This is a genomic window from Armatimonadota bacterium, assembly GCA_037138755.1.
Classification (GTDB): Bacteria; Armatimonadota; Fimbriimonadia; order Fimbriimonadales; family Fimbriimonadaceae; genus Fimbriimonas.
In genome coordinates this window covers 375,037-398,865 of record JBAXHT010000002.1, presented here as the reverse complement: position 1 = coordinate 398,865, position 23,829 = coordinate 375,037, and the positions used below count along the sequence as shown (strand labels likewise).

Annotated in this window: 23 protein-coding genes and 2 tRNA genes; 12 read left to right on the top strand and 13 right to left on the bottom strand. The window is 55.1% G+C overall.

Annotated features, from left to right (window positions below; all coding sequences use genetic code 11):
- Window positions 1-57 precede the first annotated feature (57 nt).
- From WCK51_11770 to WCK51_11760, 3 genes are all read right to left on the bottom strand, one after another.
- Window positions 58-1,263, bottom strand: a complete 1,206-nt coding sequence (locus WCK51_11770) for a glycosyltransferase (GenBank protein ID MEI7577562.1) — start codon at window positions 1,261-1,263, stop codon at window positions 58-60.
- A gap of 65 nt (window positions 1,264-1,328) precedes the next feature.
- Window positions 1,329-1,835, bottom strand: a complete 507-nt coding sequence (locus WCK51_11765; GenBank protein ID MEI7577561.1) for a helix-turn-helix domain-containing protein — start codon at window positions 1,833-1,835, stop codon at window positions 1,329-1,331.
- A 160-nt stretch (window positions 1,836-1,995) separates the two neighbouring features.
- Window positions 1,996-2,490: a hypothetical protein gene (locus WCK51_11760; GenBank protein MEI7577560.1), complete on the bottom strand. Its 495-nt coding sequence runs from the start codon at window positions 2,488-2,490 to the stop codon at window positions 1,996-1,998.
- A gap of 59 nt (window positions 2,491-2,549) precedes the next feature.
- Between WCK51_11760 and WCK51_11755 the strand changes: the two genes are divergently transcribed.
- The 4 genes from WCK51_11755 to WCK51_11740 all read left to right on the top strand — a co-directional run bounded on the left by WCK51_11755 (window position 2,550) and on the right by WCK51_11740 (window position 7,751).
- The gene (locus WCK51_11755; protein ID MEI7577559.1) at window positions 2,550-3,590 is read left to right on the top strand and encodes a C39 family peptidase; all 1,041 of its coding nucleotides are present in this window, start codon (window positions 2,550-2,552) and stop codon (window positions 3,588-3,590) included.
- 71 nt (window positions 3,591-3,661) lie between these two features.
- Entirely contained in the window at window positions 3,662-5,341 is a 1,680-nt protein-coding gene (locus WCK51_11750) for an efflux RND transporter periplasmic adaptor subunit (protein ID MEI7577558.1), read from the top strand.
- Window positions 5,338-6,567, top strand: a complete 1,230-nt coding sequence (locus WCK51_11745; GenBank protein ID MEI7577557.1) for an ABC transporter permease — start codon at window positions 5,338-5,340, stop codon at window positions 6,565-6,567. The genes WCK51_11750 and WCK51_11745 overlap by 4 nt, the downstream gene beginning before the upstream one ends.
- A gap of 11 nt (window positions 6,568-6,578) precedes the next feature.
- A complete protein-coding gene (locus tag WCK51_11740; GenBank protein MEI7577556.1) occupies window positions 6,579-7,751 on the top strand; it encodes a cation:proton antiporter in 1,173 nt (390 codons plus the stop codon).
- Here WCK51_11740 and WCK51_11735 read toward each other — a convergent pair.
- Complete coding sequence (locus tag WCK51_11735) at window positions 7,723-8,244, bottom strand: hypothetical protein (protein ID MEI7577555.1); 522 nt, start codon at window positions 8,242-8,244, stop codon at window positions 7,723-7,725. The two genes, WCK51_11740 and WCK51_11735, sit on opposite strands and share 29 nt — an antisense overlap.
- Before the next feature lie 120 nt (window positions 8,245-8,364).
- Window positions 8,365-8,441 (bottom strand) — tRNA-Met (locus tag WCK51_11730).
- A gap of 79 nt (window positions 8,442-8,520) precedes the next feature.
- On the opposite strand from WCK51_11730, the gene WCK51_11725 reads away from it, so the two are divergent.
- Window positions 8,521-10,689: a hypothetical protein gene (locus WCK51_11725; protein MEI7577554.1), complete on the top strand. Its 2,169-nt coding sequence runs from the start codon at window positions 8,521-8,523 to the stop codon at window positions 10,687-10,689.
- Here WCK51_11725 and WCK51_11720 read toward each other — a convergent pair.
- Both WCK51_11720 and WCK51_11715 read right to left on the bottom strand, forming a co-directional pair.
- Window positions 10,678-11,409, bottom strand: a complete 732-nt coding sequence (locus WCK51_11720) for a phosphatidylinositol-specific phospholipase C/glycerophosphodiester phosphodiesterase family protein (GenBank protein ID MEI7577553.1) — start codon at window positions 11,407-11,409, stop codon at window positions 10,678-10,680. The two genes, WCK51_11725 and WCK51_11720, sit on opposite strands and share 12 nt — an antisense overlap.
- Before the next feature lie 34 nt (window positions 11,410-11,443).
- Window positions 11,444-11,962 carry a GNAT family N-acetyltransferase gene (locus WCK51_11715; GenBank protein ID MEI7577552.1) on the bottom strand — a complete coding sequence of 173 codons (519 nt, stop codon included), beginning with the start codon at window positions 11,960-11,962 and terminating at the stop codon, window positions 11,444-11,446.
- A gap of 55 nt (window positions 11,963-12,017) precedes the next feature.
- Between WCK51_11715 and WCK51_11710 the strand changes: the two genes are divergently transcribed.
- Window positions 12,018-12,093 (top strand) — tRNA-Lys (locus tag WCK51_11710).
- 41 nt (window positions 12,094-12,134) lie between these two features.
- Here WCK51_11710 and WCK51_11705 read toward each other — a convergent pair.
- Genes WCK51_11705 through WCK51_11690 form a run of 4 tightly spaced genes read right to left on the bottom strand, consistent with a single transcriptional unit; the run spans window position 12,135 to window position 16,455 of the window.
- Window positions 12,135-13,457, bottom strand: a complete 1,323-nt coding sequence (locus WCK51_11705; GenBank protein ID MEI7577551.1) for a DUF5009 domain-containing protein — start codon at window positions 13,455-13,457, stop codon at window positions 12,135-12,137.
- A 30-nt stretch (window positions 13,458-13,487) separates the two neighbouring features.
- Window positions 13,488-13,871: a SufE family protein gene (locus WCK51_11700; GenBank protein MEI7577550.1), complete on the bottom strand. Its 384-nt coding sequence runs from the start codon at window positions 13,869-13,871 to the stop codon at window positions 13,488-13,490.
- Entirely contained in the window at window positions 13,868-15,055 is a 1,188-nt protein-coding gene (locus WCK51_11695; protein ID MEI7577549.1) for an aminotransferase class V-fold PLP-dependent enzyme, read from the bottom strand. The genes WCK51_11700 and WCK51_11695 overlap by 4 nt, the downstream gene beginning before the upstream one ends.
- 44 nt (window positions 15,056-15,099) lie before the next feature.
- Window positions 15,100-16,455 carry a DUF4832 domain-containing protein gene (locus WCK51_11690; protein MEI7577548.1) on the bottom strand — a complete coding sequence of 452 codons (1,356 nt, stop codon included), beginning with the start codon at window positions 16,453-16,455 and terminating at the stop codon, window positions 15,100-15,102.
- Between the two features lie 176 nt (window positions 16,456-16,631).
- Between WCK51_11690 and WCK51_11685 the strand changes: the two genes are divergently transcribed.
- Both WCK51_11685 and WCK51_11680 read left to right on the top strand, forming a co-directional pair.
- On the top strand, window positions 16,632-17,636 hold the full coding sequence (locus WCK51_11685; protein ID MEI7577547.1) for a hypothetical protein: 1,005 nt from the start codon (window positions 16,632-16,634) through the stop codon (window positions 17,634-17,636).
- 7 nt (window positions 17,637-17,643) lie between these two features.
- Window positions 17,644-18,723: a redoxin family protein gene (locus tag WCK51_11680; protein MEI7577546.1), complete on the top strand. Its 1,080-nt coding sequence runs from the start codon at window positions 17,644-17,646 to the stop codon at window positions 18,721-18,723.
- Here the strand turns inward: WCK51_11680 and WCK51_11675 are convergent.
- Complete coding sequence (locus WCK51_11675) at window positions 18,720-19,148, bottom strand: hypothetical protein (protein ID MEI7577545.1); 429 nt, start codon at window positions 19,146-19,148, stop codon at window positions 18,720-18,722. The two genes, WCK51_11680 and WCK51_11675, sit on opposite strands and share 4 nt — an antisense overlap.
- 96 nt (window positions 19,149-19,244) lie before the next feature.
- On the opposite strand from WCK51_11675, the gene WCK51_11670 reads away from it, so the two are divergent.
- The 3 genes from WCK51_11670 to WCK51_11660 all read left to right on the top strand — a co-directional run bounded on the left by WCK51_11670 (window position 19,245) and on the right by WCK51_11660 (window position 21,114).
- On the top strand, window positions 19,245-19,832 hold the full coding sequence (locus WCK51_11670) for an NAD(P)H-dependent oxidoreductase subunit E (GenBank protein MEI7577544.1): 588 nt from the start codon (window positions 19,245-19,247) through the stop codon (window positions 19,830-19,832).
- 131 nt (window positions 19,833-19,963) lie between these two features.
- On the top strand, window positions 19,964-20,899 hold the full coding sequence (locus tag WCK51_11665) for a prepilin-type N-terminal cleavage/methylation domain-containing protein (protein ID MEI7577543.1): 936 nt from the start codon (window positions 19,964-19,966) through the stop codon (window positions 20,897-20,899).
- The gene (locus WCK51_11660; protein ID MEI7577542.1) at window positions 20,896-21,114 is read left to right on the top strand and encodes a hypothetical protein; all 219 of its coding nucleotides are present in this window, start codon (window positions 20,896-20,898) and stop codon (window positions 21,112-21,114) included. Before WCK51_11665 ends, WCK51_11660 begins: the two co-directional genes overlap by 4 nt.
- A 247-nt stretch (window positions 21,115-21,361) precedes the next feature.
- Here the strand turns inward: WCK51_11660 and WCK51_11655 are convergent, their stop codons facing one another.
- Window positions 21,362-22,309, bottom strand: coding sequence for a prepilin-type N-terminal cleavage/methylation domain-containing protein (locus WCK51_11655; GenBank protein ID MEI7577541.1), 948 nt, complete (start codon window positions 22,307-22,309; stop codon window positions 21,362-21,364).
- Between the two features lie 171 nt (window positions 22,310-22,480).
- Here WCK51_11655 and nuoF point away from each other — a divergent pair, with 171 nt between their 5' ends.
- Complete coding sequence (gene nuoF, locus WCK51_11650; GenBank protein ID MEI7577540.1) at window positions 22,481-23,794, top strand: NADH-quinone oxidoreductase subunit NuoF; 1,314 nt, start codon at window positions 22,481-22,483, stop codon at window positions 23,792-23,794.
- Window positions 23,795-23,829: the final 35 nt, after the last annotated feature.

The following is a 23,829-nucleotide window of genomic DNA, read 5'->3' as shown; positions in this document are numbered from 1 at the left end:
AATCGGACCAGAGCTAGAGCCCCGAGGATTAGGGCGAAGTCGGCGTAGCCGGAGCGTTTATAGGAGATTTCGGGTTCCAATGGTTTGCTCCGTTGCGTGTCCGGCGATGGCGAGTTCGTAAACTTCGAGAATCCTATCGGCCATCAGTTCAATACTGCTTTCGCGGGCTTTTCGGTGCGCTCCGAGAGCGAGTTTTTCGAGTTCTTCGGGCGAAGCCAATAACCTGGCGACAGCGCTGTTGAACTCATCTTGAATGTTCTTCGTGACCAGTCCGTTCACTCCGTCTTCGATCGAGTCGCTAGCCCCTCCGCCGGAGATTGCTACGGCGGGGAGGCCGTGCTGCATGGCTTCTTGGACGACGAGGCCCTGGGTTTCGGTGACGCTGGCGAAGGTGAAAAGGTCGGCACTGGCGTAGTATTGTTCGACTTCGTTGCGCGGCACTGCTCCGACAAACTTCACCCGGTCGCCGACTCCGAGTCGGGCGGCGAGGAGGCGCATGTCCTCGCGGTACGGTCCGTCGCCGACCATCCAGAGGCGGGCTCTGGGGTGGGTGGGGGCGATGTTGGCGACCATTTGGATGAGAGTTTCCAGGTTCTTTTCTTTAGCGAGGCGACCTACATAAAGCAACACTTGGTGGTCAGGTGGAATTCCCAAACTTGCGCGTGCGTCGGCGCGGTCGATGGGGTGCGGTCGCGGAATTCCGGTGGGAATGACATGGACGGGGCGGCGGATTCCATGGCGTTCGAGCCAGCGGTGGGCGGCGGCGGTGGGAGCGATCACTTGCTCGCAGGAGTTGTAATAGAAGTTGGTGTGCTTGGCGATTCGGAACCGGATGTAGCGGCGAGGGAACATCCAAAGATAGTGGGCGTACCGGTCGTAAAGGGTGTGATAGGTACTGACAAGTGGGATCTCGTGGCTCTCGGCCCAACGCATTCCCACGAAGCCGACGATCCAGGGGGTGTGGGTGTGGATCACGTCGAACTCGTACTTCCGAAAAGTGTTAAGCATTCGCCAGAACGGTGGGTAGGCGAAAGGGTAGCCCTTGGCCCAGGGCGTTTCGATGGCTCGGAACCGGTGGGTGTTCGGGTCTTTTTCGCGGTGGCGGATGTAGTTGGGCGCGAAAATGTGGACACTGTGCCCGCGGTTCCGAAGCTCTTGGACGATGGTGTCGATGCTGATACTGACTCCGTTGAGGACAGGCAACACGGACTCGGAGAACATTGCGATCCGAAGGGTCCGTTGGGGTTTGGAGCTTTCGGGCATCGTGGGCGTAGTTTACTGCGACGGGGTAAGTGCCGTGATGTGCGAGGTGGACACCCCATCTACGTTTACTTCGGGAATCGGCCGTGTCTGTCGACGAAGAGGACAATATCGCTTAGTTTGAAGCGTCGTTGGCCGCCAGAGGTGCGATGGTGGTTGAGCCAGCCTCGATTGGTATAGCGGCGGACGGTAGCGGGGCAGACTCCGAGGAGGCGGCTGGTTTCTTCCAGGCTGAGCTGGGGGTCGAGGAGGCGCTCGATCATCTCCTCGCGGGTCTCTTTGAAGTCACCTCGATAGTAGTGAGCGGTGACTTCATCGTCGAAGACGCTACTGAGGAAGGTGACAGTTTTAGGGAGCTGTTCGAGCACCTGGGTCAGTTTGGGGTTGAGGGTGCTGTCGTGCTCGGCGACGCGGGGGCGCGGCGCGCGCATCTCGGTCTTCTGGTATTTGCCCGTTCGTTTCTTCTTGCCGGTTAGATAGGAAGAGATTTTGGGCAGGGCCTCCTCTTCGTCCCGTGGACGATCGAGGAATGCGTTCTCAATGTAAGTGTAGGGGTCGAGCGGCTTCTTCTTCATTGGGTGCTCCGCTGGGTTGTGGTTAAGTTTAGGCGATGAAACCCAACTATATCCCTCTTGGCACGGTTATGCAAGGGATTTCTTGCGATTTTGAGCGCAAAGTTGGTTGGAGTGCTTCGGCTTCCCCACCCATTCCGAGTGGGGCAGGGGCCTTCCCGGATTAGCCGACTTCTACTTCGACGCCAGCTCTCGCGGCAATTTCTTCGACGATCAGTAGGTACGGGGCTTCGAGGCCGTTGCGCTCCCAGCCGATCGGGACTTTGAGAGGGCCGGCGACGACGTGGGCGAATGGCTTGATGGTGAAGGTGCCTTTCTCCAGCGTGAGGGTGGCTTTATCTTTGACCAGTGAGATCTTTTTGATTGAGCTGTAAGGGATTGCTTTGATTGAGCTGCCGGAAACGACGTCCATTCGGTCGTCGAGAAGGACAAATTCGCTGCTAGTGGAGCGGATGTGGGCCAGTTCGGCGTAAGCGGATTTTCCGAGATTGAAGACGGCTCCGGCGACGTTTCTTACGGATTCGGTGAATCCGGCGAAGTCGCCAGACGCGGGTTCGGTGGCGGCGCGGCCGCTTGCTTTAGCGTCTTCCTTAAGGCGGTCGGCTTCGGTATGGAGCCAGCGCATTGCTTGGCCGGGTTTGTAGCGAACGGTTTCCACTTGTGAGTTATGTTACGTCAGCGGGAACGCCGGGGATTCAGGGCGGGTAAAAGGTAGTTATGATTTCTGCGATTGTGGCTTCGACGGTGCTGTGGCAACCGAGCCAGGCGAGGCTGATTCGGATTCCTCTGCGGGTGAACTTTGAGTCGGGGAAGACTGTGAGCAGGGTGTTCCAGGGGATCAAGCCGGGGTTTGCATTTGATGAGGTGATTCCATCTTGGAACATCGACGGCGCTGCGGGTGGGGCTATAAAAATTGAGCTGAAAACCGAAAAGAGCGGCTGGTTGTGCGTCGGAGAATGGTCGGGTGATGCCGGCTGGATGCCTCGCTCAAGCGTGAAAGGGCAGAAGGACGAGTTTGCCTCGGTCGCCACAGATACTTTTCGGTCGAAGAGTTTGGTTGAGCGGGTTGATTTGAAGATCACGCTGACGCAGAATCCGGAGTATTTGAAGCCGGTTCGGCTTAAGTTGTTGACACTCTGCTTTGCGAACACAAAGACGACTCAGGTTTCGAAAGAGTGGGCTCCTTCGCCGTTTTGGGGGAGCTTGGTGGACGTTCCGGAGCGGGCCCAAGGGAATTATCCGAATGGGAGCGTGCTCTGTTCGGCGACTTCGACCTCGATGCTTCTTTGGCATTGGTCGAAAGTGTTGGATCGACCGTCCATGAATAAGGATGTGCCGGAGGTTGAGGCGGCGGTTTGGGATCCGGTTTATGATGGAGCCGGGAACTGGCCGTTCAATACGGCTTACGTCGGGTCGATGGAGGGCATGAAAGGGTGCGTTTCGCGACTGACCTCGATGGAAGATTTAGAGCGGCTGACCAAAGCTGGTATTCCAGTCGCGTGCTCCGTGAGCTTTAGCTATCTTCGAGGACAAGAGCTGAGCAAGACGGAAAGCGGCCACCTTGTGCTGTGCGTTGGGTTTAAGGAAGATGGCACGCCGATCATCAATGACCCGGCTTTCAAGGAGCGAGTGAGAAAGACCTATCCGAGAGCCGATTTTGAAAAGGCGTGGTGTTACTCAAGTCGCACGGTCTATCTGATGATCCCGGATGGAGTGAAGACTCCCGACGACCCGCACCGCGTGTACACTTTTCGTTAGACGTAACTTTTATAGGACTTCGGTCTGATTGGCAACGGATCGGCGTTATTCGCAGTAGGGGAATTGGGGAAATGAAAAGAGTTCAGTTTGGTTCTATGGCGCTGGTCGCCATCGCTTTGGTCGGTTGCGGCAAGCGCGAAGAAGTTGTTGTTGAAAAACCGTACACCGTGACGAAGGGGGATGTGTCGGTTTCGATCATCGAATCGGGGACAGTGGATGCGATCCGCTCCGTTGAAGTTAAGCCACAGGTCACTGGTCGGATATCTCGCCTTTTAGTCGACGAGGGCGATCAGGTTGTGCAGGGACAACTGCTCGCGGTGATCGACCCGCAGGAGACTCGGCTGAGCTATGACCAAACCAATGCTCAACTCGTCGGGGCCGAGGCCGGAGTTGCGCGCTCAACCATTGAAATTGCTCAGCGTCGAAAGACGGCGGCAGTCGCTCTGGCTCAAGCGGAGGCGAGAGTAACTCAACTTGAACTGGAAGTCAAAAACACCCCTGCCCTTTTGAATGCAGAAATCGCTTCTGCTGAAGCAAATCTAAGATCGGCGAAGGCTGATCGAGATCGAATCAAGAACTCGACTCAGCCGACGCAGATTGCCGCCACCAAAGCCACCTTGCAAGAAGCTGAGCAGAATCTTCGCAATGCCAAATTTGAGTATGACCGCCAAGTTGAACTAGAGAAACAGGGCTACTCTGCGCTGAAAAATGTTCAAAATGCGCAGCTCAATGTTCAATTAGCACAGACCAGGTTGGAGAACTCTCGAGTGGCAATGAACCGCCAGGAAGCCGGGCTTGAGGCGGATATGAAGCGCGCTGACGAGGCGGTCGCGGCTGCGGAGACAACGGTTCGCCGGGCGAAAACGAATCTCTATACAATTCCCTCCAAGAAAGCAGAACTCAATTCTGCTCGCGCGGAAGTTCTGCGGGCAAGGGCCGGCCTATCGGACCCAGCTTTGCTGGAGAAGAGTCGACAACAAGGAGAAGCAAGTGTTGCCCAGCTTCGGTCGGCTTTGCAAGAAAGCAACCGAAAGCTAAATGAGACCTCGATCAAGTCTCCACTGACCGGAACGGTTTCCAAGAAACTGCTACAGATCGGTGAGATGGCGAGCGGGCTCAGCTCATTCTCGGCGGGTTCGACGATCTTTAAGATCGAGGATCGCACCAAGATGCGCGTGAAACTCGCAGTGAACGAGATCGACATTGCAAAGCTCAATGTTGGGATGCCCTCGGAAGTCACGGTCGACGCCGTCCCGAATGAAAAAATCACGGGCAAGATTTCAAAAATGGCGCCAGCACGGCAGCTCACTGCGGCCGGTACAGAGGTGCAAGTGGGTACCGACGCGGTTGTGAAGTACGAAGTCGAAATCGTTCTCGACAAGACCGTTCCCGCTCTGCGCTCGGGAATGTCTGCGAAGTGTACGATGAACGTTGCGAGTAGCAAGAACGTGGTTTTCTTGCCGGTCGAGTACGTCGAGAAGAAAGACAACGAGTTCTTTGTTTACTTCCCAGGGGTTGCTGTCAAGAAAGGTGAGGTTGCAAAACCCACCAAGCAGAAGATCAAAGTTGGGGTGATCTCGAACAGTCGCTACGAGATTTTGAGCGGCGTAAAGGCTGGCGACAATGTAGTGAAGCCAGCGTTTAGCGGACCCGCTCGAAAAGGCTTTATGAGCATGGGTCCTGATGACGACGGTGGAGATCCTGATGACAAGGTTGGAAATGATGCGGCGGCTAAGGATGCGAAGAAATGAGCCTGATCCAGAGTTTTCTGGTCGCGCTCGACATGCTGCGGCTGCATAAGTTGCGAGCGTTCCTTACCATGTTCGGCGTCATCATCGGGGTCATGGCGGTCACCATGACTGTGATGATCTCGAACGGCTTTCAATCCTACATGACCAACCAGTTCAGCAAGATCGGCGCGAAGACGATTACTGTGGTTTTTGATTCTGGATTCAGACGCCGGGGAGAGGGAATGGGTGCCACTGGGAATCTCACCATGGCGGACGTTGATTACCTCAAGGCTCGGTGTTCAAGTCTTGAATATGTCGTTCCGAGTGTTCAGGTGCCTGCACAGAAGGTCATCTTTGGCGACAAGACTTTGGATAGCCCGCGCGTTTACGGCGGGACTGTTGATGCCCTCAAGCTCAATGCAACCGAAGTAGTCGAGGGTCGGGTTTACACGCAGGAGGAAGTTGATAACAGAGCTTCGGTGGCAATTATCGGCAAGGATATTCGCGACCAGCTGTTTGCCAAAGGCCCGGCCATCGGCAAGCTCGTGACTTTGGCAGGCGTCAATGTTGAGGTCATCGGAGTCGCCAAAGAGCAGACAATTTTTGGCAACAGTAACGGCAAGGACATGATGATGCCGATCTCGACTGCCCAAAGCAAGTGGGTTGGGGGTGATAAGATCGCCTACATCCAGGCGACTCCTAAGGCTGGCGTCAAGCCGGAGACCGCGATGGACGACATCTGGCAGGCTTTGATGCTGAAGAGCGGAAACAAGAAGGTCTATCGAGTTGACTCGGCAGAGTCGATCCTCGGAGTCTTCAATACGCTCATCGCGAGTGCTGGTGCGCTTCTGTCGGCGATTGCGGCGCTCTCACTGCTGGTGGGTGGAATCGGGATCATGAATATCATGCTCGTTTCGGTCACTGAGCGAACTCGGGAAATAGGATTGAGAAAAGCCCTGGGTGCGAAAAAGGGTGTGATTCTGTTCCAGTTTGTTGTTGAAGCGGCAACCCTATCGTTGGTCGGCGGATTGATCGGAATGGGCATCGCCTACGGGTTAGGTTCACTTGTCACCCTTGTTACCGCCGCTAGGTCATGGCCTAACGAGGGCGGTCTCGCCACTCCGTTCCCAATCACCGCAGCTCTGTTCGCTTCTGGATTCTCGGCAATCATCGGGATGGTGTTCGGCTTCTATCCCGCGATGAGTGCGGCTCGGCTTGATCCAATCGTCGCCCTCCGCAGAGAGTAGGCTAGGGGCAGATGGAACACGCTTCTGGCGGTCTGCTGGCCCTGTTCGTTGTTTTCTTCGCCTCCATTGTTGGGGGCGAGGTGGCAATGCGGCTGCGGATGCCCGCGGTGGTCGGCCAGATTCTGGCCGGAGTAGTGATTGGTGCATCGGGTTTTAACTGGGTGCCTTCGGATTCGATGCCGGTTCTGAACGTTTTGGCGGAGCTTGGTGCGGTCTTTTTACTTTTCTCGGTTGGCATCGAGACTCCGTTTGAGAAGATTGGCAAAGTGGGGGCCGAAGCGTTTCGAGTCGCCTTGCTTGGTGTTATTGTCCCGTTTATTCTTGGCTTTGGCTGGGCATTTTGGAGTGGGTCCAAAGCGCCTGAGGCAGCCTTTGTCGCGGCGGCGTTTGTGGCGACCAGTGCAGGGATTACCGCTAAGGTCTTGTCTGACCTTGGGGTTATCGACAAGCGATTTGCCCAAGTGATTTTGGGTGCTGCGGTAATCGACGACGTCCTGGCGATGCTGATTCTTACCGTTGTTTCATCTCTGGCTAAGGGCGGCGGCGTCGATCTCTGGTCGATCTTCCTGGTGCTGGTCCAAGCCGTAGGTTTCATTTTTGTGCTCATGACGCTCGGGCGAAAGGCCGCTCGGCGCGGCGGGAAGTTGCTCGGCAAGCCCCTGAGCCCGCTGTCTCCTTGGTCGCTGAGTATTGCGATGTGTATTGGAGTCGCGGTTTTGGCGAGCTACATGGGGCTTGCTGCGATCATTGGCGCCTTCTTGGTCGGAATGATCCTGGCGGAGACGGAGTACCAGGACTGGATTCACGAGAAGCTGGTCGACCTGAACGAGTTCATCGTGCCGTTTTTCTTTGTTGTTGTTGGCATGAGCGTTGACATAAGAGCTTTTGGCTCCTGGCCGATGGTCGGTACCCTTCTGTTCATCACCGCCTTGGCAACGGTTGGCAAACTACTTGGTGGTTGGCTAGGGGCGAAGGAGCATCGGGCGATCATTGGGATTGGAATGGTGCCTCGCGGAGAGGTTGGTGTTATCGTCGCCAGCCTTGGCAAGGCGTTTGGCGTGCTGAGCGCATCGACTTACTCTCTACTGGTTGCGATGTCCTTGTTGACTTCGGTTGTGGCGGCACCGGTCCTTGCAGCGTTGGTGAAACGGGTGCCTAGTAGTTCGACCGATCAAGATGAATAACTCCATTGGGGATCTTTCTGATTCCCTCTGGGAGGTCGAAACGTACCTCGGCGCCTTCCTCCCGAATCAGATCATTCTGGCCGTCTTCGTCGAAATCTTCATCTGACTCGGTGATCTGCGTGATTCGAAACGCCATCGTTTCGTACGCCCACTTAGTTCGGGGAGAGTTGGTGTAAAGCGTAAAGGGAACCTGGTCTTCCCGAGGGCGAAATGTGAACGTGATTTTGTTCCTGGTCCGGGAGGCGGTGTAATCAATTGCCCAATCTGGCCGGTTGTTACTGCTCACATTGGTGTCGTCATCGTAAATATAGAACGTCTTGTTGGCGGGCACGGCCATGATCTCGAAGTCTTCGCAGTCTTGGCTACCGTCCGTTGTGGTGAGCGTGACCTCGAAAAGGTCGCCTTCTCGAAAGCTCTGTCCGATTCCGCCACAACTGAGGACAGTCAGGATTCCGGCAGTAAGGAGGAGCCGATTGGCGAGCTTACATCGCATGGTAGATACTATACGAGTGGTGTGTCGGAGTCGGTACGCGATTTTATGAAGGGATCGATCAGTGGCCTCACTTCGTTCGGCACTGGAGCGAACAGGGCGTCTGCAGTCCAAAGAAGAGGATGGTAGCGGCGAGCAGACTTGAACTGCTGACCTAACGGGTATGAACCGTTCGCTCTAACCAACTGAGCTACGCCGCCACGCGAGTCATCTAAGATACCCGGCGAGCGAGTTTCGGCGCAACGCCGGAACCTGTGGCGCGTCTGCACGGTAGGATTGATGGCAATGTTATCTCTTTCGCTCGCCATTTGGCTCCAGGCAGGACCGTCGTTGGACACTCTGAACGAACTTGCCAAGAAGCGTGATTCAAAGAGTTTGGCGAACTACTCGACTGGTGATGGGTCAGAGTTCAAGATTCTTAAGGGTGGAGCGTATGACGTGGGGCGGTTTGGCTGGAAAGTCGAGGCGCTTGAACCGAAGTTTTCCAAGTCCAAGTACGTCGTTTTTACAACTCCGCTCACTTCGGAAGATACCGGAGAACTCCTATTCGAGCGGGTTGGTGGAAAGCTGAAGTATGTTTCGGAGCTTGATCCTGAGCCGATTCGGCTTGTTCACCACAAGCTAGACATGACCCTGAAGGTGGAGAAGAAGGAGGTCGGCATCCTGGATGAAGTGACGACTCAGGTTCAACCTCAGGTCAAAGCAAATGTTGCTAGTTTTCGCTTCTCCCCCTGCTATCGGGTGACGTCGATCACCGACGGTGTGGCTCCGGTGACCTTTCAGCAGGTCGGGGGAATCGTGATGGTTCCTCGCCCGACGAAGGATACCAAGTATTCCATCACCTACCGTGGAACGGTCAACTTGCCGCAGTACGCTGGGTCGATACTTCCCAACAATGTTTCGCTGACCAACGACTACTGGTACCCGCTCGTCAACCGCTGGCCCACGACGTACGAGCTTCAAGTCGAACACCCGGCAGACTGGGAAGTGATCGCCCAGGGAAACATGATCGAATCAACGGCTGGCAAAAGCGGTCAGATCACCAAGTACAGGATGGACCTTCCATCCATATATTGGAGCTTTACGGTCGGCAAGATGCGGCATATCGAAACGGATGTTGAGGGACTGAAGCACCACGTTTGGAGCACGAACCTGACCGAGGACAAGATGCGGTATCAGCCTCGCTTCAACTCCCACATCCTCGGGTTCTTCTCTCGCTCTTTCGGGGCGTATCCGTTTAAGCAGTGGGGATCGCTGGACTCGCCGACTTATGGTGGCGGAGCTTTGGAAGCCTATTCTTTTGCCACGTACGGCGAAGGCTGGTTGCCAGACGCCGATCCGCACGAGCCTTCTCACACTTGGTTCGGTGGGATTCTGCCTAACACCTACCTGCGCTCTTTCTGGAACGAAGGTTTCGCGGTTTGGAGCGAAGGGCTTTATGAGCGCGAGTGTGCTTTGGGTTCTACTGAGGATCGACGGGCAGCATTTGTAAAGGTTTGTAATCCGACTCCTGATCATAACGACGCTCCTCTGATGGCGAGCGGAGTTTCGATTGGCGGTGCGGCCTCTTCCTTGGGTTATGGCAAGAGCGGCGACGTTCTCTCTATGCTTGAACAGTTGATCGGTACTTCAAATATGCTCGATGCCATCAAGGAATGGGTACGGATTCACCCGAAGGGAACTCCGGCTGAGTGGGAGGAGTTTGAGGCAATCATCCTTCGGCGCAACCAGTCGTTGGCCCTCAAGGACTTCTTTGATGACTGGTTCCGCCGCCCCGGCTATGCCCAGGTTTCGGTCACGGCGTTGAGTTATTCTCCGGGCAAGCTGAGCGGACGGCTGAAATGGACCGGGTCTAAGTTCCGGATGCCGTTGGAGATTTGGATGGAGAACGGTGCGGGCGTTCGGCAGAGCGTGACGCTGGACACCAAGGAGTGCGCCGAAGACGGGTCGTTTACGATTTCGCTGCTAGGATTCACGCCGAAGAAGATTTACTTTGATCCATACAGACGGGCACTACGCGAAGGGGCCGCACCTAGATTCAACTCATTTGCTGACCTTGCGCCAGGGATGAAGGTGTATCGCGATTCAGCGACGCCTTTGTATATGAAGACCTACGAAACTTCGATAAAGGAACTGGGCGACCTGGATAAGGTGCTCATCGTGGGTCATCCCGACACGACTCCTCAGATGAAGGAACTTTGCGTCAAAGCTGGCTTCTCGGTAAAAGGCCAGAATTTGACTTACCGGGGCACGACCATCGACCTGACGAAAACGGGGGCGGTAGCGATAGTTGACCTTGGCGACGGAAAGCGATGTGGCATTGCCCTGGGCAAGTGTGACCTGTCTCCCAAACTGGGCAAGGCTCACACTGGCTTAGTTGACGACCTTGGGCGAATGCTTCGCGGAGCGACGCGATTTCCTCTCAATGCAGCGGCGTTACCGCTGTAGCTTCTTGGTTAGGAAGGCGGCAAGGTCGGCTTGCTTGTCGGTCCCGATGAGGTCGACCTTGTGGTCCGTCAGGATCGACCACATGGTCGGGGTCTCCGGGGTCGCCCAGAACCGGACGATTTGCTTCGCTTGGTGGGCTTTGGTAACAAAGCCGGTCATCGCCTCGGAGTTGGATTGCCCGAAGTCTCCGCGACCCATGTATTTGAAGATCGAAAGAAAGGACTCGCTGACAAGGGGAAAGAGGTTTGGATCGCCGCCTAGGTCCTCTTTGCGACCGTCGATAAAGACCCAGCGTTGCTTTTGAGCAGCAACTTGGGTGATCGGTCGATCGCCGGAGAGAATCACCTTGACTGCCCGTTTCACGGTTCTGCCCCGGCTGAATCCGGTGAGAAAGCTTTGGAAGGGTTTGAGGTCCTTTTGGAGTTGCTCGTAGGCAGCGGCTCCGTCGGCTTTGATGTCAACGAGCAGGATGAGCTCTTGCTTTTTTCCGTAGACCGTGCCACCACTGGTCTTCACCCGGTCGGCGAGCGGCTTCAGGTACATCTCGGTCAGGGTTCGATCCGGGTTCAGGTCCTTGCGGTCGTGGCCAACGAGTAGGATTCCATTAACGAGGAAAACATCGGCTTCGATGCTGCAAAAGCCTCTCTCCAACGCGCCCTTGAGCGGGTTTGGCTGAGCATAGTCGTTGTGGGCGTGGGCATTGATGAGGGGAATCAGCACGTTTCGACCTTACTTGTTGTTGGTTATGGAAGGGTTAAAGAGGGAACGACATTCCCCATTCAGGGCTTTGACTTGGGTCGTGGCAGAGGCGTTCGCCGACTCGGGTTGCACCTCGTCTCTCGTACAGTCGGTGGGCGTCTTCAAGGAGTTTGTCGCTCCATATTTCCATGACTTTGCAGTTTCTTTCTCTAGCGGCGTCGATGGTTACCTGCCAGAGTGCCATCCCAACCCCCTTGCCCCTTGCTTCTGGCAGGACGTAGAGACGTTCGAGTGAGCAGTCGGCATTGGCGACTCGGATGACACCATTGTGAACGGTCGTTCCATCGCCATCGGGGAGGGCGGGCATGAAGTCGACGGCGACAGTTCCGACGATGGCTCCATCGAGTTCCGCGACATAAAAAAGGTTGCTTCGATCAAAGTAGAAGGCTTGGATATTGTACAAATCCTCGTGGTATCCCTCCGGAAACCATCCCCAATCGAGGATTTCGTAGCAGGTGCGGATGACGTGTTGAATAGCGGGCTCGTCGGCGCGAGTGGCGAGTCGGATTTGCACGCGAGGAGTTTACTGGGTTGACACCTTTTTCGGCTTGAGGTATCCTGTTTGTCTTGGATCGATAGCTCAGTTGGTAGAGCAAGTGACTCTTAATCACTTGGTCCTGGGTTCGAGTCCCAGTCGGTCCACCAAGATTTCAAGCCACCCGGATTAACTTCTCAGGGTGGCATTTTTATGCATTTAGCCTGATGCCAACTCGCCGGAAGAGGCAGACCCATGCGACGAAAACCGCAGTTTGGATCACGGCTCGAACGAGCCCCAAGTAGGGTCCGGTGAGGACGTTGTTGAGGATGGGGCCAAGGGTAAGTGCCCAAGCTCCGGCGGCAAAGTGCGTGATGAGGGCGTACGCAAGCAGGGGGTTTTCCCCACAGACGAGGATGCCTTTAGTCGGCTGAGTCTTTGGAGCAGAGAAGGTCATCAGCCAGTAAAGGAGTAGGCTCGCGATACCTGCGCCAATAAAGAAGTAGCTGATTGTGTTGGGGTCTTTTCGGATACCTCCGCCGACCCAATCGGTTGCGAGTCCAAGCATGATCATTGCAAAGCCGAACTTGGCGATCTTGCCTTGATTCTTAAGAGCAAAATAGGCGTAGATGGTGGCGAGCAGACAAGGGACTGCAGTGGGGAGAATCATGCGCGAGTAGAGTCCAGCGGTGACGAGAAGGCAAGAGAAAAGCCCCACCCAGGCCACGAGTTTGTGGGTGGCTCCGTCATTGCCAGTGCGCAGCCAATCGCCAACAAGAGTGGCGGGAATCACCAAAAGGAGATAGGGAAGCAAGTTCCCGCCGTATATGTTGGGTAAAGGGTCGAAGTTCCAGAGAGTCTCAGCGAGGGGGACCTTGTAGTCGTGGCCGACTTTGACGGCGAGGACGAAGAACCAGGGGAGCAAGCGCATCTTCCAGGAGTTCTGAGTTGCGATCCAGACGGCGGCGCTAACGAACGAGCACATTCCAAGGATGAGAATGATGTAGTCGGTGTCGCCGAGCTTGTTTGGCGCTGATCCGGCAAGTTTGAAGAGGGCAAATGAGGCAGCAAGGCTGACAATCCGAATCACTTGAGAGGGCCACGCCTTAGGGAGGTTTGCAAACATACCGAGCACGCAGAGCAACCCTATGAGCGCAATCCCCCATTCGCGAAGTCCTGGAGAAGACGAAAGTTGCCAGGGCCGGGTCTGCCAAGTAAAGACGGCAAACCATGCGAGTTTGAGGTAACGCGAGAACGCACCCCAAAGAAGGGATTCCTTAGGAATCCCGCGTTCGAGCTTTGGCCCGAGTGCGAGCGGGATGGCCGCTCCAAGACAGAATAGGAAGACTGGGAAGACGAGATCGACCCACGTGATCCCAAAATTCAGCGGGTTATGCTCGTGACTGGGAGGCGGCTCCTGACAGTGATACATCCACCCGGGAAGCCCTTCCCACGGGACGATCCCAGAGAACAACATCCCCAGGACAGCGATCCCGCGGAGGAGGTCTAGCGCAACAACTCTGTTCGCACGCACGATGGCAGATGTTAGCCTACTTTTTGAGCGTCATGATCGAATTCTGCGAAGCATGCCTTCAAGGCCCTGCATACGCTGCATCGAAAGGCTGATTTGAAGGGTGTTCATCCAGGCGATGAAGTCGAAGGATTTGGCTTCTTCGGGCGTAGCTGTGTCGTAGATTGAAATCAGAAGCGAGACGATCCCTTTGACGAGCAGCGCGTCTGAGGTGCCGGTGAGGCGAAGCTGGTTGCCCTCATGCCAGACTCGGAGCCAGACTTTGCTTTGGCAGCCTTTAACCAGTTCGTCATTCCTAAAGTCTTCGAGAGTTTTTAGCTCCTTCCCGGTGTCGATAATCCATTCGAATCGCTCTTCCCGGTCGAGGTAAGCCAGTTCCTCGGCAATCTCATCAGCGCGTTGTTGAAGTGTGCTCATCGGAGGCGTTTGACGGCTTTGGTCAGGGCGTCTGAGAACTTGTCGATGTCGCTCTGATCGGTGCAAAGGCCGATCGAAGCTCGGACGGCAGAATCAACTCCACACTGCTCCAGCAGTGGGTGGGCGCACATTTTTCCGACGCGGACGGCAACATTTTTCTCATTGAGATACGCTCCGAGGTCAGCGGAGTGGACGCCTTCGATCACGAACGACGCGAGGCGAGCGTCGTAGGTGGGTTCGCCAAGGAAGTGGACTCCGTCGACTTGGCTGAGGGCGTTCAGGACACCTTGCATCATGCACGACTCATGGTCGTGTTGGTCTTGGGTGAAGTGCTGGTCGAGATAGTCAATGGCGGCTCCTAGTCCGATGACGCTGGCAATCGGCGGAGTTCCCGCCTCGAACCGTAATGGCGGTTCTTGGAAAGTTGATCCCGAGAGATGAACGGTGTCGATCATGTCTCCTCCGCCAATCCAGGGGTCCATTTGTTCGAGGAGTTCGTACCGGCCGATGAGGATTCCGACCCCGGTGGGTCCATAGACCTTATGACCAGAAAAGACTAAGAAATCGGCTCCCAACTTATCGAAGTTGATTCGCTCGTGAGGCATCAGCTGGGCCGCATCAATGAGAGTTGGAACGCCGAGTCCGCGTGCTGCCGCGAGCATTTGCTCGATTGGGAACCGCTCGCCAGTGACGTTGGAGACGGCAGTAAGGGCCGCAAATCGAACGCCTGAGATCAGAAGTTTGAGCCAGTGCTGCTCGTCGAAACAACCTTCTTCGTCGACATGGGAGAAGACGAGCTCTGCACCGGTGCGGGCGGCTAGCAGTTGCCAAGAAACCAGGTTTGCGTGGTGCTCCAAGCCGGTGAGCAGAATCTTGTCGCCGGGCTCAAGGAGCTTTGAGACGAAGGACTGAGCGACAAGGTTGATCGCCTCGGTGGTGTTCTTTTGAAAAACGACTTCGTTCCGCTGAGCGCCAACATATGTGGCAATCCGCTCCCGGGCAGATTCGTAAGCATGGTCCGCACGGCTCCCAATATCGTGGTTCGCCCGGTGGACGTTTCCGGAGTACTGCGTGTAGTAATCACAAACCGCCGAGATCACTGATTGCGGCTTCGGAGCGGTGTTAGCGTAGTCCAGATACACCAAATCTGGGTTATAGGTAAACAGCGGAAAGTCTTGCTTCATCGGGGGCGCAATACTTCTAAGTTACCTGGAGGCGGATTGTTTCATCAGAGATTGATCGAGCCGACGGTAAGCCAACCTTTCGCGTCTTTTGCGTAAGATTCGTTGGCAAATCCTACTGGACGACCGTTGGGAAGCGGATTTGGGCAAGAAATCACGACGGTGTATTTCCCTTTGGCTAGGCCCGAAAGAGACGACGAGAAGAATCGGTCGGCAGGTTCGCCGGGGAGGATCCCGTCGAGTCCCTGATCGGCCTTCGCTTCCCGCACCACTTTCTGGTTTGCATCCAACAGAGCCATCCGTAGCGGCCACTTCGCGTAAAACGGCGCGACGCCCTGATTCTTGATGGTGGTGGTAACCACCAGGAATCCGGCTCCCGCCTGGAGCCGGGCTTTGGAGACGTAGAAGTCGTAGCCCATAAGCCGAACCATTTCCTCGGCTCGCTTTTTGCGCTCAGCGGTTCGGGGGATGTCCTCGCTAAACATTCCGCTATCCATGAGCCACGTTGCGTGAGTCGTGCGCACGCACTTTTCGAAGTCTTGAATCTCGGGGCGGTCCGGTTTAGGGTCGAAGCATTTGCCCCAGGCTTCGGGGCGAATCTCTCCGCCAATCGGCTGGCTGCGCCAGCGAAAAAGGGTACCAGCCTTCTTCATCGCAGGCATGAAGTACCAGTCATCTTGGGGCTTTCCGGTGTCCAGTGTCGCCCAGGCAAAAGAATCATCGTGGTAGCCAAACGGCCGTGATGCGTTCTCAGCTTTGCTTGGGTCGCCTGCGCCGCGAGGGTAGCGCATGAGGACGGGTGTCCGTGTGAATGCTCGTTGAAAGGCGGTCATGACTTCGTTCTGTACAGCGACGGGTGCAAAGAGTTCATCGCGGGGCCAGTTGTGCCATTCCCCCCACGCTCCCAGGATTCCCATCGTAAGGTAGGCAAGGCGGGGATCGCCATCATACTTGCGGCCCAAGGTGCCGATGAAGTTGATAAGGCACTGGCGCAGATTTTCATCCTTGTAGTCCGGAGTGATATTGTCTCCCAGCCCCTGGGCCGGGTCACTCGCGGCAGATTCCGAGTTCCATCGAGTGACTTTTAGCCCTCCGTCCAGAAGATATTGTGGAATCCCGGTTGGCTCCTTGGGATATTCCAGGTAGAAGCGCACGATTGTTTGGTGCCCGCGGCTGGCGACGTCGTTAAGAAGGTTTTCAAGCGCAGCCCAGTCATACTGATTCTTAGCTTTCACGACCGAATTGAGCGGGAGGTAGCTGAACTCCATTGAGTGCGGGAAGCCATCCTGCCGATCACTAGCATAAGGAACAAGCCCTTTGAGCGGATTGCCAACCGGCGAAGGCGCCGGGTTCAAAACAAGCTCTTGCCCGAGCATCGCTGTGATGAGGAGAGTTGTCAGCACTGCCACTACAATACGCGACCAGGAGGCAAAAAGTAGCCCGACTTGTTCAAGGTCGGGCTTTGTTTATTGTGGGAGAACGAATCCAAGAAAGTTACGTCCATGTATCAGATGCACAGGACGCAAAAGAGTTTCATTTGTTTTGAACTTTTGATTAGCTAAGCCCCGTCTATGGGTTCGTGAAGCTCTGCCACCTGTTTGGGATTTTGTTTTTGACCGCATTCGGACTGGGGCAAGATCCGATTGCCGAGCGTAGAAAAGTCCTTGCAGCTTATCCAGGGTTTCAGTTCGAAGCAGTGAAGAGCGCAGTCCCAGCAGGGTCTCCGGCGAGCAAAGCCACGATACGATATGGCGACCCTGTTACTATAAAACATGGAAGCACCCTCACCGGAGTAGGGACTACGTCGGTCAGTTGGCCAGAGCTTGGTGTGTATCAAGCACTTTCCGGGAGAGTTCATGGCGTAATGTATGACATAGACATGCCAACGATGTCGGGAAGTACAGAATCTCAACATCTGATGTTCGATGGTAAGGTCGGATACTGGCATCTTTTCGATAAGAGCGGTAAAGGACGCAGTACAGTGCAAGTTGATCAAAGCGGTCGCCAAATGAGTGACGGGCTGTTTACCGATGTTTGGGAACCATTGGGTGATCCCCTGGGGAGAGAAATGTCGCTCAAGCGTTCCCGAGTTGACCCAGCCTACGGAGTCGTCCTGATCTATAACAGTCCGAGCGGGGAGTATGAGTTTGCGAAGGAGAGGGATTGGAACTGCTTGAAGAGAACTTACGGCCCCTCCTCGGTCGAGATCACGAAATTGATCAAAGTAGATACGTATTGGCTTCCCGAGGAGATCAAAGAAACTCGGGGTGGAATGGATATCATATGTACCGTAACGTACAAGCCCGTGGCTGGCCTGACTGCCAAGGACTTCGCTCCGAAAAAAGTTGGCGGCATGCTCTGGATCGAAAACAACGTGTATTACGACGTGGTCGGCGGCAAACTGGTCAAGAGCAAGAGGCAGCCGGATCGCACCAGCGAGTATCTATCTTGGGCTGGAATGGGGGCAGTCACTTTGCTCGTTCTCGGAGGGCTGGGGCACCAGGCTCACAAGCTGTTCGGAAAGTCAAATGGCTCTCTCTTTGACTCTCAACAGGGAACGAAAGATGACGAAAAGAATGTATAACTTGAACATGAAACCGTTGCGGTTCCTTCCACTTCTTGCCGTTCTTTCCATCGCTGTGTCGGCTCAAGCCGCGCTGACTGTGGGAGACAAGGCACCTGAACTCAAAGTCACCGACTGGGTGAAGGGATCGCCGGTTGAGCTTGGCAAAGGGAAGCCGGTTGTTGTTGAGTTTTGGGCAACTTGGTGTGGCCCTTGCCGACAGACGATTCCTCACCTCACCGAGATGGCGAAGAAGTACGGTAGCAAGGTCGACTTTGTCGGAGTCTCAATTTGGGAGAGCCAGCCGGGCGACTACAAGACTAAGGTTCCGGCGTTTGTGAAGGACTTCGGGGCGAAGATGGACTACAACGTTGCCACCGAAGGCGCCGAGATGTTCATGGCGACCAACTGGATGAAGGCGGCGGGCGAGAACGGAATTCCGACGGCTTTTGTGATTGATGGCAGCGGAACGGTTGCTTGGATCGGGCACCCAATGGCGGGGCTTGAAGAAGCTGTCGATCAAGTTCTGACCGGAAAATATGATTTAGCTAAGGCAAAGAAGGCTCGCGAGGATGCAAAGAAAGCGGAGGCTGCCGAGATGCAGATGCAAGCGGAAATGCAGAAGAAGTTCGATCCGATTCAAAAGCTCTTCGCGAAGCAAGACTTCAAGGGAGCTCTTGCCGAAATCGAGAAAGTATGGGCCAAGGAACCGAAAATGCGCGTGATGCTGGGGAGCATGGAACTAGCGGCCCGAAACATGGGCAAGCTTGGTGGTGTTGATAAGCTTCTGAACAAAATGGCTGGTCTGCCCGAGATGAACGACCCGATGATGATCAACCAAGTGATCTGGGACGTTGTGGAGAATCCAGGTGTAACGGACGCGGCGGGCTATAAGGCGGCCGTTAAGCTCGGTGAGAAGATGATGAAGCTCGACCCGACGAACGCGATGAACATGGACACCTATGCGCTCGCACTGTGGCGCTCGGGTGATAAAGCCAAAGCAATCACGACCCAGAAAAAGGCGCTTGAGCTTGCCAAGACGGACAAGCGAGTGGACGACCAGACTCGAGGTGAGATGGAAGGCCGACTCCGCGAGTTTGGGGGCTAGTTGCGTTGCTCGACCGCAGGCGGCTCTGACGGAGTTGAGTTGCAGCCGCTGCGGATAAATCCGAGGATTGAGATGACGCAGAAGACTAGGATGTAGATTCCCCAGGGGCCCATTCGGGCGAGTCCCTTGACGTTGCTCTTGGCCTGGTGAAGCACTGCAGCGGGGCGGAATTCGATGTTGTGCTTCGCGCACTCCGGGCAGCGCGGACCTGCCGAGCCAATTTGGGCGCACTTGGTGCAGAGCGGTTTGTCGCAACGACCGCAACTGAGGTTGGTGGCTTCTTTGGGGTGCTTGTAGCAAAATCGGGTTTCGTCGGTCGTCGGCCTCTGTTGGTGACGGGCGTATTCGGCAAAGTCGAGTCCGCAGCGACCGCAGAAGCGGATATCGTCTTCGTTTTCTCGGGCGCAACGTGGACAGACTTGCATGATGATTTGATCGTGATTATGCCCTAGCTCGGCTCCAAAAGGTACGCTTTTGGCATGAGCGAATTGATACAGCTGGGAGCCCATAATGAGCGCCCGATGCCGCCATCGGCCGATGAGTTGAATCTGCGGTTTTCGGAGCAAGGGATCAAGGAGCTGGATGCCCTAAAGACCCACTATCCGAACCAGAAGGCTTGCATCTTGCCTGGACTTTGGATTGCTCAACGCGAGTACGGCGGGTTTTTGGATGGTGATGCGATTGCTGAAGTGGCTCATCGCTTGCAGCGGAGCTATGCAGAGGTCCAGGGTGTCGCGACCTTTTATTCGATGTATAACACCGTGCACAACCCTGGTCGGCACAAGATCGAGGTTTGCACATGCCTGTCCTGCCATTTCAACTCGGCTTACCGGATTCGCGATTACGTGACCAAGAAGCTGGGAATCAAGAATGGCGAGACGACCGCCGACGGCATGTTTATGCTCGAAGAAGTCGAGTGTTTGAATGCCTGCGACCGAGCTCCGGTTGTTCAGGTCGGTGATAGGTATTTCGGCCCAGTGGACGAGAAGTCAATTGACGCTTTGCTGGATGAATTACGTGCAAGCGAAGAAAGCACGGTTGTGAAAATGGCAGACCAGATCGTGCAGGTTCAGTTGAAGGCAGAGGAGCGCATCGGTGCGATTCGGTAGCGATAATCTTATTGTGGATTGGAATCTTTGGCCTGCCCGATACAGTTCCCTTTTTTTGATTTTCCTCTTTCAATTTTGTTGAACTTGCCTTAGAATGTCCCTGAGGGAAACGCTTCTCTCAAGGCATTCATATGAAACGTGCATTCACTCTTATCGAATTGCTCGTGGTCATCGCGATCATCGCGATCCTCGCCGCAATCCTCTTCCCCGTCTTCGCGCAAGCAAAAGCCGCCGCGAAAAAAACCTCTGCCATCTCCAACGCGAAAAACACTGGCACTGCTGCACACATTTATGCTGCAGACGCTGACGACAACGCAGTGATCGCGATGGCTTGGGGTACCGGCGCCTCGCCAGATGTCGTAGTCTGCTGGAGCGGTTTTGGAGCGAATAACTGTAACGCTCCATGGACAGCAATTATTCAGCCCTACATGAAGAACACTGACATTCTTCAGGATCCGCAGATTGGGACGCGAGGGCGTGGATTTGCTGGATTCAGTCAGCGGTCGAAAGACGTTCTCATGCCGCAGTTTGGTTACAACCATGCCGCATGGACACCCTTCATGGGACCTGGTGGAAAGGGGCAAAATGCTCTTGGGCCTACAGCATCATGGCGGGGTCAAAGCATGACAGCAGTGGATCAGCCGGCTTCAACCGTCATGTTCGCTGCGTCGTACGCAATGAACCTTGACATGAACGGTAACCCAAATGCACTTGCTTGGGACAGTTCCACGCCCTGGATTTCGACGGGTCTCATTGACGAGCCTCTGTGCGGAAGATTGGGCGCGAACGGACTAGGACCCCTCTGTTGGGACGGTTGGGGAGCTAGCTTTTACTGGGAAACCTGGGCGCCTATGCAGGGTATGAATGTTGTCAAAGGAAGCCGAACTGGTGGAGTTTCGATGAGAACAACGGGCCAGGGAATCCTCGTGTTCGGCGATTCGAGTACGAAAACGATGCCGGCAGGTCGGATGGGTCAGGGAACGAACTACACGCCCAACATGAATCCTTACAGCATTCAATTGACAAATCGAGAGAGCTACCTATGGGGAACTCAGAGCATGCCATGAGGAGTCTGATTTTATTGCTTGCAGTCGGTTGTGCACTCATCGGGTGTTCTTCAGCCGAAAGTGACTCTAAGACGGGCGAAATTAACCCGAGCACTCTCACTCCGCCGGAAAAGCCAAAGATCGAAAAGGGAATTACTCCTGGAGCTGGTGGTGGAGGTGGAGGTGCTGGAACACCCATGCCTGCTGGAGAACCTCCAGCAAGCAAAGGCGAATAGCCCGTTAGCGCTGACCCCTAGTTTCGGCTGGGGGTCTCTTTCTTTTAGTCGCGTCCAAACTGGGAGTTTGAACCCGGTTGCGTAGCTTGCTTTTCTTTTGTTCTGGCTTGAACCTCGGGGGATTCCTCGCCTTTTGATGTGTCGGAAATGCCCGGTGCGTTTCCAACAACGGGTTCCGGGTCACTACCAGAGCAGCCAACTAGTACCGAGCTGCCGACAAGGATGGCGAGAGCAAGCGTCCGCTTCATCATAATGCCTTGCCGTACCTGACAGGGGTTCCGAAGTTCTGGAAGTCGAAGTCAGGCTGAAACAGAAGTGAGTGGCAGAAGTTGGAATCTTGCCATTCTCCGTTCGCTTGACCGGTCGCCGAGTAGTTGTAGAACGGATCGGTTCGGAAATCGCTCAGGACCGTACCCGTGGTTACTCCTGGAGCCCGCGTATTGCCGCCCATCCGACGAATCTTCGCCGAAGTGTCGGTGAAAACGTTGACCATACCTCGTCCATGAACCCAGAAGGTTGGAACGCGATTAGCAGCGCTGGCAGGTGCCCAAGTCTCGCTCCACTGCCCGTTCGTTGCACCACCACAAGTGGCAGAGCTGGGGACATAGGTGCAGTTCGCCGCACGCTGGGGGCAGTTCAGCCAAGGACTCTCAAAGGCGATACCGTTCTGGTTCAGATTTCCTCGAAGTTGGCTGAGAAGAATCAGCTGGCTAGGGGAGTTGACCGCCGTACCGCTGAACCCCGTGAGCAAGCCATTGTAGGTGAAGCCGACCTTGGCAAACGGGCGGATTCCTGCTGCATAGTTGATCGAACTGGGGCGGTAGTCGACACCGCCAGGTGTCTCCAGCATTTGCCAGTTCTTTTTGTAAGGCTCGGTCGAGTTTGCCCAAGCTGTACTGACTGCTTCGATATAGGTCGCGCTGTTCGTTCGCCAGTTACTTGGCGCATCCATGTTGTAACCTTGTAACCAGCCCGCAACTGGGTCATATCCACAGATCGGATAAAGATCATCTGCGTCAGACGAGTAAATCGCAAACGCCGTGCCCATTTGCTTTACATTTGATAGGGCCTGGGTCTTCTTCGCGGCGGCTTTTGCTTGCGCAAACACAGGGAAGAGGATCGCGGCGAGGATCGCGATGATCGCGATCACAACGAGAAGTTCGATGAGCGTGAATGCTCGGTTTTGTTGTCTCATGATTTCTTTCCAAAATCACGATCTCAAGTTTCTAATGCAACAAATAATCGCGCCTTGCGGTGTGCGATTGGTTTCAGTACTGGTCAAGGTGCGTTTGGAGTTCCCAACACCGCGGGATTGTGCTGCCATTTGCGCTAACGGACGTTAAACAAGCGAGGTAAATTGATAGATATGGCAGAGTACAAGCTCCTGTTGAAGCACTCCGACGATCCTGCGTCCCAAACGCTTGCGGGATACAAAAAAGTTGGGGGCTATTCGGGGCTGGAGAAGGCGCTAAAGATGGAGCGACAGGCTGTCATCGACGAGGTCAAGACTTCGGGGCTTCGTGGTCGCGGTGGAGCAGGATTCCCAAGCTGGATCAAGTGGAATGGTCTTCCGAAAGAAAAGACAAAGCCACACTACGTTGTCTGCAATGCCGATGAGGGTGAGCCCGGCACGTTTAAGGACAAGATGCTGATGGAGACTGCTCCTTTTCAGCTCATTGAGGGCATGACGATTGCGGGCTACGCGGTGCAGGGCGATGTCGGCTACATCTACATTCGCGGCGAGTTCATTGATGCCGCCAAGGCGCTACGCAAGGCAATCGACGAGGCCTATGCGAACAATTTGCTCGGTAAGAACATCCTTGGAACTGATTTTTGCTACGACCTGCACATCCACCTTGGCGCGGGATCTTACGAGTGCGGCGAAGAGTCTGCGTTGATGTCGTCGCTCATGGGCGAGAGGGGTATGCCCCGACTCAAGTTCCCACACGCACCGCTTCCAACCGTCAGCGGAGTTTGGGAGCGACCGACGTTGATTAACAATGTTGAGAGTTATTCCTGTGTTCCTCACATCGTGGGTCGCGGTGGCGAGTGGTACGCGACTCTGGGTGCTTCAACCAAGAACTCGCGGGGAACCAAGATCTTCTCGGTGAGCGGGCATGTCAACAAGCCTGGGAACTACGAGATCGAGTTTGGAACTCCGCTCAAAGAACTTTTAGAGATGGCGGGTGGAGTGCGCGGAGGCAAGCTGAAGGCGTGTATTCCAGGTGGTTCCTCGATGCCGGTCATCAAGCCGGACGCCGTCGATGTTGCAATCATCGGCTACGAAGAAATGGGCGAAGTCAAGTCCATGGTCGGCTCGGGTGGATGCATGTTCTTTAACGAGCACACGGACATTGTTATGCTTGCCTGGCGAACTGCGCACTTCTACGCCAACGAATCGTGCGGCAAATGTACGCCTTGCCGCGAAGGCACCCGTTGGATGGTGCAGATCATGGATCGCATCGTCGCTGGTGGAGGACAGAAGGGCGATATGGATCTTTTGACCGAAGTGGCGAATAACGTCGAAGGTCGCTCGTTCTGCGCGTTGGGAGATGCGGCGGCTTGGCCTATGAAAGCATTCATCCGACAATTCCCTGAAGAGTTTGAATACTGGATCGAGCACGGAAAGAGTCCTGTGACCTCCAAAGAGGCTCGCGAGCTAGCTCCCCTTGCCCCCTGAGGGGGAAAGGGGCTGGGGGTTAGGGGGTTTAAAAC